The sequence below is a fragment of the Pseudomonas sp. PWP3-1b2 genome (assembly GCF_049896045.1).
Classification (GTDB): domain Bacteria; phylum Pseudomonadota; class Gammaproteobacteria; order Pseudomonadales; family Pseudomonadaceae; genus Aquipseudomonas; species Aquipseudomonas antarctica_B.
Genome location: NZ_JAFCTN010000048.1, coordinates 19,668 through 30,525, shown reverse-complemented (window position 1 = coordinate 30,525; position 10,858 = coordinate 19,668). Strand labels below are relative to the sequence as shown.

The following is a 10,858-nucleotide window of genomic DNA, read 5'->3' as shown; positions in this document are numbered from 1 at the left end:
ACACGCTGACCCTCACTGCGCAACTGGCAAACCTGCTGCCAGAGTGCTGCGTCCGTACTGTCGGGCATCCAGATGCCACCAGACGGCAGCTCGACCTCAGCACGCCCCAGGGTCACCAGGGTTTTCAAATCGGTGGAAAAGCCAGTCGCCGGACGCGCGCGACCGAAGTCAGCGCCGATATCGTCATAACGACCGCCTTGGGCGATGGCTTGGCCAACACCCGGTACAAATACTGCGAACACCACACCGGTGTGGTAGTGGTAGCCGCGCAGCTCGCCCAGATCAAAGTACAGCGGCAGCTGCGGGAACCGCGCCGACAACCGCTCGGCAATCGCCAGTACGTCGTCCAGCGCCGCCAGGACTGGCGCCGGTGCATTGGCCAAACGCTCGCGCGTAGCGACCAGCACTTCAGAACCGCCACACAGGTCCACCAACGCACGCAGCATGCCCGCCAAATCCGCAGGCACACCCTCGGTGAGGGCGATCACTTCATCGATGGCCTTGCGTTGCAGGGCATCGAACAACCGTTGTTCCACTTCACCGGACAAACCGGCCGCGCGGGCCAGGCCGCGGTAGATACCGACGTGACCCAGGTCCATGTGCACGTCCGGCACGTCAGCCAGTTGCAGCATGGCCAGCATCAAGCTGATCACTTCAACGTCGCTGCTCGGGCTTGCGTCGCCGTACAACTCTGCGCCCAACTGGATAGGGCTGCGCGAAGACGACAAGGCGCGCGGTTGTGCATGCAGCACACTGCCGGCGTAGCACAAACGGCTCGGGCCTTCGCGGCGCAGGGTATGCGCATCGATGCGCGCCACTTGCGGCGTGATGTCGGCACGAAAGCCCATTTGCCGTCCCGATTGCGGGTCGATGACCTTGAAGGTGCGCAGATCCAGGTCCTGGCCCGCGCCGGTCAGCAGGGATTCCAGGTACTCGATATGCGGGGTCACGACAAACTCGTAACCCCAGCTCTGGAACAGATCCAACACCTGACGACGCGCTACTTCAATGCGCGCAGCTTCTGGTGGCAGTACTTCTTCGATGCCATCTGGCAGCAGCCAGCGGTCTACCGTTGCCATTACGCCATTCCCCTATGATCCGGGCGGCCAACCCTCGGCCGAGCCTTGAGTGAAGCAGAAAATGCCCGGCCCCTGCCCAAACAACGCGCAAGAACGACGTGACGAAATGGCCTGCTAGCGGCCTCGTCGGGCACTTTCCTCGAAAAACCTGTGGCGTCTGCGCGGCCAAACAACAATCAAACATGCAGACGCAAAAAAGCCGGGAATTTCCCGGCTGCCGCATCATACACCCGTTTTCTGAAAGGATCACCCCGCCAGGCGTTTTAGCCGCCCGACGGAGTGCGCCCTGCAGTCACAGGCTGTTACTTGGACTTTTCCAGGTAGCGGAAGAAGTCGCTGCTTGGGTCCAGCACCATGACGTCGGTTTTGTTCGCGAAGCTTTCACGGTAGGCGCGCAGGCTACGGTAGAACGCGTAGAACTCCTGGTCCTGGCCGTAAGCCTTGGAGTAGATCGCGGCGGCTTGAGCGTCGCCATCACCGCGGGCCTCTTCAGACTCGCGATAAGCTTCGGCCAGCAGTACACGGCGCTGACGGTCGGCATCCGCACGGATACCTTCAGCCAGCTCGTTACCTTTGGCGCGATGCTCACGGGCTTCACGCTCACGCTCGGTGCTCATACGCTCGAACACGCTGCGGTTTACTTCCTTCGGCAGGTCAATGGCCTTGACCCGGACATCGACGACTTCGATACCCAGCTCTTTTTCTGCCATGGTGTTCAGCGAGCGGGTGATGTCAGCCATCAGCGCATCACGTTCACCAGAAACCACCTCGTGCAGGGTGCGTTTACCAAACTGGTCACGCAGGCCCGATTCCAGACGACGCGACAAGCGCTCGTCAGCAATCTGCTTGAGGCCGGAGGTCGCGGTGTAGAAGCGCTCGGCATCCTTGACGCGCCACTTGGCGTAGGCGTCAACCATCACGGCTTTCTTTTCCAGGGTCAGGAAACGCTGTGTCGGTGCATCCAGGGTCATCAGGCGGCCGTCAAACTTGCGCACCTGGTTCACGTAGGGGACTTTCACATGCAGGCCCGGCTGGACATCCGCCTGGACGACACGACCGAATTGCAGCAACACCGCGCGCTCGGTTTGAGACACGATGTAGAAGCAGTTCCAGGCAGCGATGACCACCACGACACCCACAATCAGGGCTGTCAGCGATTTATTGTTCATCAACGACTCTCCCTGGTACGTGTTTGCTGTTGCAACAAGTCAGCGGCCGCACGGGCGCTCGCTTCGTTGGCAGCCGCTGTAGAGCCTGTGGACGGCGTGGCGGTGCTGCTACGACCACCTTCGATCATCTTGTCCAGCGGCAGGTACAGCAGGTTGTTCTGCCCACCTTTGCTGCCGGTCACGAGAACCTTGCTGGTGTTGCTGAAGACTTCCTGCATGGTGTCCAGGTACAGACGCTCACGCGTGACTTCCGGCGCCTTGCGGTACTCGGTAACCAGCTTGGTAAAGCGGTCCGCCTCACCCTTGGCGCGGGAGACCACTTCGTCGCGGTAACCGTTGGCATCTTCAAGGATGCGCTGGGCCTGACCACGGGCTTCCGGCACGACGCCGTTGGCGTAGGTTTCAGCCTGGTTGCGCGAACGCTGCTCGTCTTCACGGGCGCGGATCACGTCATCAAAGGCTTCCTGCACTTCACGCGGTGCCGCTGCGCTCTGTACGTTCACCTGGGTGACGGTGATACCGGTGCGATAGGTATCGAGGAACCGTTGCAGGCGCTCCTTGATCTCGCTGGCCATCAACTCACGACCTTCAGTCAGCACCTGGTCCATGGCGGTGGAACCGACCACGTGGCGCAGGGCGCTTTCGGTTGCGTGTTGCAGGCTGATTTCCGGCTGATCAACGTTCAGCACGAAGTCCTGCAGGTTGCTGATCTTGTACTGCACGGTCAGCGGCACTTCGACGATGTTCTCGTCTTCGGTCAGCATCTGGCCCTGCTTGGTGTAGGCACGCTCGCGCGTGACGTTCTCCATGTACTTCTTGTCGATCGGCGGGAAGTAGATGTTCAGGCCCGGGCCGACTGTCTCGTAGTACTTGCCGAAGCGCAGCACCACGGCTTGCTCCTGCTCGTCCACGACATACACGGCGCTGTAAAGCCAAACGGCTGCAAGCACGACAAGGCCCAGGCCCAGCAGGCCATAGCCACCGCCCTTGCTTGTGCGACCGCCGTCGTCACCGCCACCACGTTTTTTCCCACCACCGAACAACCCATTCAGGCTTTCCTGCAGCTTTCGGAAGGCCTCGTCGAGATCCGGTGGCCCCTTGCGGTCGCCATTATTGCGGCGCTTACCACCCCAAGGATCCTGATTATTCGAGTTGCCACCCGGCTCATTCCAAGCCATAGCGCTCTCCATCTGATAAAGCAAAGACGCACCCACGGCGCGCCGACCAATGCTACAGAATGCCTGCTACTGCGGCACAACCGCTTTCGGAGGCTTTTATTGCAAAGTGTGTTGTTCGATAAACTCTGTCGGCACCACACCTTCACGACTCACGAGTCGATTCAGCTCCGTGCGCGGCAATCGAACGGCCAGCAAACTGACACCTTCCTCGTCGTATTCTTCTTTCTGTACCGCGCCCAGCTCGAAAAACTGTGCACGCAGTCGAGCAAAACGCTGAGGCAAGCGCAAGGTACCGATAAACAAATCGCTGCCCAACAACTCGGCAATGGCTTGTTCAAGCAATTCCAGGCCACTGCCATCACGCGCCGACAGCCAGACCCGCTGGGGCTTGCCGTCTTCGTCGCGCTGGATTTGTGGCTCTACGCCTTCAAGCAAATCGAGTTTGTTATAGACCTCGAGGATCGGCAAGTCCTGGGCACCAATCTCGCCCAGCACCACCATCACCTGCTCGATCTGCAGCATGCGATCCGGTTCAGCCGCATCGATCACGTGCAACAGCAGGTCGGAATTGCTCGACTCTTCGAGCGTAGACCGAAATGCCTCGACCAGTTTGTGGGGCAAGTGACGAATGAAACCCACGGTGTCGGCCAGGACAATCGGCCCCAGGTCGTCGAGTTCCAGACGGCGCAAGGTCGGGTCGAGGGTGGCGAACAGTTGGTCGGCCGCGTACACGTCGGATTTGGTCACGTTGTTGAACAGCGTGGATTTACCGGCGTTGGTATAGCCCACCAGCGACACGGTAGGGATATCCGCACGCATGCGGCCCCGTCGCGATTGCTCGCGCTGGCTGCGCACTTTTTCGAGCCGGCCCTTGATCTGGCGCAGGCGAACCCGCAGCAGACGGCGGTCGGTTTCGAGCTGGGTTTCACCCGGCCCGCGCATGCCGATACCGCCACCTTGACGCTCAAGGTGAGTCCAGCCGCGAACCAGCCGGGTGCTCATGTGGTCAAGCTGGGCCAGTTCGACCTGGAGCTTGCCTTCATGGGTACGGGCGCGTTGGGCAAAAATATCGAGAATCAGGCCGGTACGGTCGATCACGCGACACTCGAAAACACGTTCGAGGTTACGTTCCTGACTCGGCGTGAGGACGTGATTGAAGATCACCAGATCGGCTTCTTCGGCATGGACCAGGTCGCGTAATTCCTCGACCTTGCCGCTGCCAATCAGGAATTTGGCGGTTGGCCGATGACGCGGCACGTTAAAAAACGCAACGGTCTCGGCGCCGGCCGAATTTGCCAACTCCTGAAACTCCTGCGGATCTTCGCGCGCCTCAGGGTCCTGTCCATCCAAGTGAACGAGAATTACCCGCTCACCACCACCGTGGCGCTCAAAGAACAAAGGAGACTCCTATCAGGCGTTACCTGGCTCAGCGTCACCCACTTCGTCACCGGCTGCGCTAGGCAGGCGAATTGGACGAACTGGAACGACTGTCGAGATAGCGTGCTTGTAAACCATTTGGCTGACGGTGTTTTTCAGCAGGATGACGAACTGGTCAAACGACTCGATCGTGCCTTGCAGTTTGATACCGTTGACCAGATAGATGGAAACCCCAACTTTCTCTTTACGTAAAGTATTCAAGTAAGGGTCTTGTAGCGAATGCCCTTTTGACATGTGCCGCACTCCTTTAAGGATCAATAATAAAATTCGGAAAATAGATAGCTTATGGCCGTCACACCCCCAAGGATAGACGGCAATTGCAAGGACTCAGCTCAATATGGAGACCGTTCCCAAGTATTTCAAGGCGCGTGACAGATTGTCGCTGTCCAGGCTGTCCAGCCAGTGCAAATCGCTCCAGCTGCGCAACCAGGTGAACTGGCGTTTCGCCAATTGGCGCGTGGCGATGATGCCGCGCTCCTGCATCTCGGCTGACGTCAGCTTGCCATCCAGATGATCCCAGACTTGGCGATAGCCAACAGCACGTATCGAAGGCAACCCTGAGTGCAGGTCACCTCTGGAACGCAGTGCTACGACCTCCTCCACAAACCCCTGTTCCAACATAATTGTGAATCTCTGTGCAATTCGTTCATGCAGCACTTGGCGATTTGCCGGAGCGATGGCCAGAGTCGCCACAGTATAGGGCAATTGTGACCCACCAGATGCGCCTGCATCAGCACTTTGCGCAGTTTGTTTCAGCCTGTGTTCAGTCATGGTCAGGCCGCTGACCCGCCAGACTTCCAGGGCGCGGGTGAGGCGCTGGGGGTCATTGGGGTGAATGCGCGCCGCTGACACCGGGTCCACCGCCGCCAGCTGATCGTGCAAGGCTTGCCAACCAAGGCGCGCAGCCTCCTCTTCAAGGTCGGCGCGCACCTGCGCGTCGGCAGGCGGCATATCCGCCAGCCCTTCCTGCAAAGCCTTGTAGTAGAGCATCGTGCCGCCCACCAACAGCGGAATGTTGCCCCGCGCGGTGATCTCGGCCATGGCGGCAAGCGCGTCGGTGCGAAAATCGGCGGCCGAATAGCTCTGCGACGGGTCGATGATGTCGATCAATTTGTGCGGATGTTCGGCCAGCAGCGCTTTTGACGGCTTGGCCGTGCCGATATCCATGTCCCGGTAAACCAGTGCAGAGTCAACGCTGATCAGCTCGCACGGCAGCACTTTGGTCAGTTCGATGGCCAGATCGGTCTTGCCTGCAGCCGTGGGGCCCATCAGGAAGATCGCGGGGGGCAAGGCACTCATCAGCGGCCGCGCAAGAACAGTTTGTCCAGATCATCCAGGCCCATTTGGGTCCAGGTCGGTCGGCCATGGTTGCACTGTCCGCTGCGCTCGGTGTTTTCCATGTCGCGCAGCAAGCCGTTCATTTCCGGCAAGGCCAGCCGGCGGTTGGCGCGGATCGCGCCGTGGCAGGCCATGGTACCGAGCAGTTCGTTGATATGCGCCTGGATGCGGTCGCTGGTGCCATATTCCATCAGGTCAGCGAGTACATCGGCGACCAAGCGGTTGGCTTCGGCCTGCTTGAGCAGCGCGGGAATCTGGCGAATCGCCAGGGTTTCCGGGCCGAGGCGCTGCAACTCAAAGCCAAGTTTCTGGAACACACTGTGGTGTTCTTCGGCGCAATCGGCTTCGCGCTGGCTGACGGCCAGGGATTCCGGGACCAACAGCGGCTGCCCGCTGAGGCCTTCGCTGGCCATGGCGATTTTCAGGCGTTCGTACATGATCCGCTCGTGGGCCGCGTGCATGTCTACCAGCACCAGGCCATGGGCGTTTTCCGCGAGGATGTAGATACCCTTGAGCTGCGCCAGCGCATAGCCCAACGGCGGAATATCCCCGCCGCCTTCCGGCAGGGCAACCGCAGCACCGGGCTCGGCGCCCGGCAACGGCGCAAAAAATTCACGATAGGCTGCCTGCGCCTCGGCCACCGGCAGCGCGGTTTGCGGGCGTGGCGTGTATTGATACTGATAACCCGCCCCTGAACCTGAGCCCGTCGTGGTCAACGAAGGCTGCGGCTGCGGCGATTGCAGCAGGTTGGCCGCCAGGCTCATTTCACCCTGAGGGCCGAATTCACCAGCTTGCGGGCCACTCGGGCGCACCACAGCCGTCACGATCGGCGCAGACAGCTGGTCATCCGGACGCACGTCGCCCAAGGCGCGGTGAAGCGTGCCGTAGAGGAAGTCATGCACCATGCGCCCATCACGGAAGCGTACTTCGTGCTTGGTCGGGTGCACGTTGACGTCGACCACCGAAGGGTCAACCTCAAAAAACAGCACAAATGTAGGGTGGCGCCCATTGAACAGCACATCGCGATAGGCCTGACGCACCGCGTGCGCCACCAGCTTGTCGCGCACGGCACGGCCATTCACGAAGAAATACTGCAAGTCCGCCTGGCTGCGCGAGAAGGTTGGCAGCCCCACCCAACCCCACAGGTGCAGGCCGTTACGCTCGATTTCAATCGGCAGCGCCTGCTCCAGGAACCCCGCACCGCAAATGGCCGAGACACGCCGAGCGCGTGCGGCGTCGTCGTGGGCTTCATGCAGGCTGAGGATGGTCTTGCCGTTGTGGCGCAGGTGAAAGGCTACGTCGAAACGCGCCAGGGCCAGGCGTTTGATCACTTCTTGCAAGTGATCGAACTCGGTTTTTTCAGCCTTGAGGAATTTGCGGCGCGCCGGGGTGTTGAAGAACAGGTCGCGCACTTCCACCGAGGTGCCCACCGGGTGCGCGGCAGGCTGGACCCGAGGCGCCATGTCGCGGCCTTCGGTTTCTACCTGCCAGGCTTGCTCGGCGTCGCGGGTGCGCGACGTGAGGGTCAGGCGGGCCACGGAACTGATGGAGGCCAGGGCCTCACCGCGAAAGCCCAGGCTCATCACCCGCTCCAGGTCTTCGAGGTCACGAATCTTGCTGGTAGCGTGGCGCGCCAGGGCCAGCGGCAGGTCATCGGAGGAGATGCCGCTGCCGTCGTCGCGCACCCGCAGCAGCTTGACGCCGCCCTGCTCCACGTCCACATCAATGCGCTTGGCACCGGAGTCGATGCTGTTTTCCAGCAGTTCCTTGATCACCGACGCCGGACGCTCAACCACCTCACCCGCCGCAATCTGGTTGGCAAGGCGCGGGCTGAGCAACTCAATGCGCGAGCCGCTGTTCAAGACTGATTCGCTCATTACTGCGCCGCCAATTCAGTGCCGGGAATGGTCAGCACCTGGCCGACTTTCAGCTCATCGGTTTTCAGGTTGTTTGCGCTGCGCAACGTAGCAGGCGACACCTGGAAACGCACCGCCAGCATTGCCACGGTGTCACCGGGCTGCACGCGGTGGTCACGCGGGCCCTGGGCGATTTTCCCGGAGTCGCGCAGCCAGGCGATATACGTGCCCGGCGGCGGGTTCTGCTGGAAGAACTGGCGAATACCGGCGCTGATCGAGCGCGCCAGCGCCTGCTGGTGGCTGGCACTCGCCAATTTGGAGGCTTCGTTGGAGTTGGAAATAAACCCGGTTTCCACCAGGATCGACGGAATATCCGGCGACTTCAACACCATGAACCCGGCCTGCTCCACGCGCTGTTTGTGCAGCGAGGTGACACGGCCGATGTTACTCAGGACTTTCTGGCCGACGTTCAGGCTGGAGGTCAGCGAGGCAGTCATCGACAGGTCGAGCAGTACGCCGGCAAGCATTTTGTCCTTGTCATCAAGGGACACATTGCCGGCCCCGCCGATCAAGTCGGAACGGTTTTCGCTGTCGGCCAGCCAACGCGCGGTTTCGGACGTGGCGCCGCGATCCGACAGGGCAAATACCGAGGCGCCAAAGGCGGCAGACGACGGTGCGGCGTCGGCGTGGATTGACACGAACAGGTCGGCGCCTTTCTTGCGCGCGATTTCGGTACGGCCACGCAACGGGATGAAATAGTCGCCGGTACGGGTCAGCTCGGCGCGATAGCCTTTCATGCCGTTGACCTGACGCTGCAATTCACGGGCGATAGCCAGTACCACGTCTTTTTCATGCTGACCGCGCGAGCCGGAAGCACCGGGGTCTTCGCCGCCGTGACCGGCGTCGATCACTACGATAATGTCGCGCTTGCCCGCCGGGGCGGGTGGTGGTGGCGGCAACTTGACCTGCGGTTGCGACGGGTTGACCGGCACAGCAGGCACCGTCGCAACACTCGGCGGCGGCGCTGGCGGCGGGTTGGCATCGGCGGCATTGTCGAACAGGTCGACCACCAGCCGGTTGCCGTACTGCCCGTTGGGCGCCAGCACGAAGCTTTTCGGGGTCACCGCCTTTTTCAGGTCGATGACCACGCGCAAGTCGGTCGGCGTACGTTGGGCCGAGCGCATGCTGGTGATCGGGGTATTGGAGGTGGACACCTTCAACGGCGCGGCCAGGGTCGCACCGTTGATGTCGATTACCAGGCGATCCGGCGACGACAGGGTAAACACACTATGCTGGACCGGGCCAGACAGGTCGAACACCAGCCGCGTGTTATCCGGCGCTCGCCACAGGCGAACACTTTTCACCTGCGAAGCAGCCAGAGCATTGACAGTCATTGCCGTAAGCAACACCCCTACGACAGCAACCAACGCGCGAAAGCGCATACCTAACCCCACCAATTATTTGAATTCCAATGCCAAAGCGGCGCACCACGACTGGCCGCGCACGCTCTGGGGCAACAACTTCAGCTGACGTCCATGCTCTTGGGGCGTAATGGTAATGGTCAGGTCCGGCTTTGGCAAAAAGCCTGTGCCTTTATCTGGCCACTCGATCAGGCACAACGCGTCTTCATCGAAGTAATCGCGGATGCCCATGTACTCAAGCTCCTCGGGATCGACCAGGCGATACAGGTCGAAGTGAAAGGCGCGCAACGCCCCAATTTCGTAGGGCTCAACCAATGTGAACGTAGGGCTTTTGACTGCCCCGGCATGGCCCAGGCCGCGAATAATCCCGCGTGACAGCGTGGTCTTGCCCGCCCCCAGGTTGCCTTCGAGAAAGATCAGCCCGGCGCCGGCCGTGACCTGGGCGATGCGATGACCGAAGGCGACCATCGCCTCTTCATCTGCCAGGAAAAAGGTTACTTCAGACACGGCGACTGCTCCTCCAGCAATTGACGAATGGCGGGTATCAGGTCGCTGGCAGCCAAGCCGCGACCAAAGGTGCCCTGGCGATCTCCCGCCGTGGCATGCAGCCACACCGCCAGGCAGCTCGCCTCAAACGCCGGCATGCCCTGGGCAAGCAATGCGCCTACCAGGCCGGCCAATACATCGCCGAGCCCTGCGGTGGCCATCGCGGGATGGCCTTGGTCACATCGTGAAATACGTCCGTCCGGGGCAGCAATCAAACTGCCAGCGCCCTTTAGGATAGCCACTGCATTGAATTTCTGACTTAACGCGCGCGCCACCTTGAGGCGGTCGGCCTGAACGTCGGCAGTGGTGATGCCCATCAACCGCGCGGCTTCACCCGGATGCGGCGTGATCACTGAATTGGCCGGCAAGCTCACGCCGCCCTTCGCCAGTTGATTCAAGGCGTCGGCATCCCACACCTGCGGCTGCCTGGCATTGGCCGCCACAGACAGCAGGCTTTTGCCCCAGGCAGCGTCCCCCAGGCCTGGACCGATCACGATCACCGAGATTTTTTCCAGCAGCCCCATCAGTTGGTTCGCCGAGCTGACGCCGACTGTCATGACCTCCGGCAACCGCGCCAACGCGGCAGGCACGTGCTCGGGGCGGGTCGCCAGGGACACCATGCCCGCGCCACTGCGCAGGGCGCTTTCGGCGCTCAACAGCGAAGCGCCGCCAAAGCCGCGATCGCCGCCGATGACCAGCAGGTGGCCGAACTGGCCCTTATGGGCGTCTGTGGAACGCGCAGCCAGTTGCGGCAAATGGCCGTGCAACAGGGGCTGAACGTCGGTTATTGGGTGTTTTGTCTGCGGCATGCGTCTTCAAGCTCCGATGTCTGGC

The 10,858-nt window shown here is 61.2% G+C and carries 10 protein-coding genes; all 10 read right to left on the bottom strand.

Going from position 1 to position 10,858, the window contains the following annotated elements:
- On the bottom strand, positions 1-1,079 hold a 1,079-nt coding region (locus ACP7A2_RS23430; RefSeq protein WP_426136152.1), incomplete at its 3' end, for an ATP phosphoribosyltransferase regulatory subunit.
- Positions 1,080-1,381: 302 nt separating this feature from the next.
- On the bottom strand, positions 1,382-2,248 hold the full coding sequence (gene hflC / locus ACP7A2_RS23425; RefSeq protein ID WP_375069500.1) for a protease modulator HflC: 867 nt from the start codon (positions 2,246-2,248) through the stop codon (positions 1,382-1,384).
- Positions 2,248-3,426, bottom strand: a complete 1,179-nt coding sequence (hflK, locus tag ACP7A2_RS23420; RefSeq protein WP_426136151.1) for an FtsH protease activity modulator HflK — start codon at positions 3,424-3,426, stop codon at positions 2,248-2,250. The genes hflC and hflK overlap by 1 nt, the downstream gene beginning before the upstream one ends.
- A 96-nt stretch (positions 3,427-3,522) precedes the next feature.
- Positions 3,523-4,824: a ribosome rescue GTPase HflX gene (gene hflX, locus ACP7A2_RS23415; RefSeq protein ID WP_375069497.1), complete on the bottom strand. Its 1,302-nt coding sequence runs from the start codon at positions 4,822-4,824 to the stop codon at positions 3,523-3,525.
- Positions 4,825-4,836: 12 nt separating this feature from the next.
- Positions 4,837-5,097, bottom strand: coding sequence for an RNA chaperone Hfq (gene hfq, locus ACP7A2_RS23410; protein ID WP_071482778.1), 261 nt, complete (start codon positions 5,095-5,097; stop codon positions 4,837-4,839).
- Between the two features lie 93 nt (positions 5,098-5,190).
- Positions 5,191-6,162 carry a tRNA (adenosine(37)-N6)-dimethylallyltransferase MiaA gene (gene miaA, locus ACP7A2_RS23405; protein ID WP_426136150.1) on the bottom strand — a complete coding sequence of 324 codons (972 nt, stop codon included), beginning with the start codon at positions 6,160-6,162 and terminating at the stop codon, positions 5,191-5,193.
- Positions 6,162-8,078, bottom strand: a complete 1,917-nt coding sequence (gene mutL, locus ACP7A2_RS23400) for a DNA mismatch repair endonuclease MutL (protein WP_426136149.1) — start codon at positions 8,076-8,078, stop codon at positions 6,162-6,164. The genes miaA and mutL overlap by 1 nt, the downstream gene beginning before the upstream one ends.
- A complete protein-coding gene (locus ACP7A2_RS23395) occupies positions 8,078-9,499 on the bottom strand; it encodes an N-acetylmuramoyl-L-alanine amidase (protein WP_426136148.1) in 1,422 nt (473 codons plus the stop codon). The genes mutL and ACP7A2_RS23395 overlap by 1 nt, the downstream gene beginning before the upstream one ends.
- A gap of 15 nt (positions 9,500-9,514) precedes the next feature.
- Positions 9,515-9,985: a tRNA (adenosine(37)-N6)-threonylcarbamoyltransferase complex ATPase subunit type 1 TsaE gene (gene tsaE / locus ACP7A2_RS23390; RefSeq protein ID WP_426136147.1), complete on the bottom strand. Its 471-nt coding sequence runs from the start codon at positions 9,983-9,985 to the stop codon at positions 9,515-9,517.
- Positions 9,973-10,833 (bottom strand): NAD(P)H-hydrate dehydratase, encoded by an 861-nt coding sequence (locus tag ACP7A2_RS23385; RefSeq protein ID WP_426136146.1) that lies wholly within the window; start codon positions 10,831-10,833, stop codon positions 9,973-9,975. Before ACP7A2_RS23385 ends, tsaE begins: the two co-directional genes overlap by 13 nt.
- Positions 10,834-10,858 lie beyond the last annotated feature (25 nt).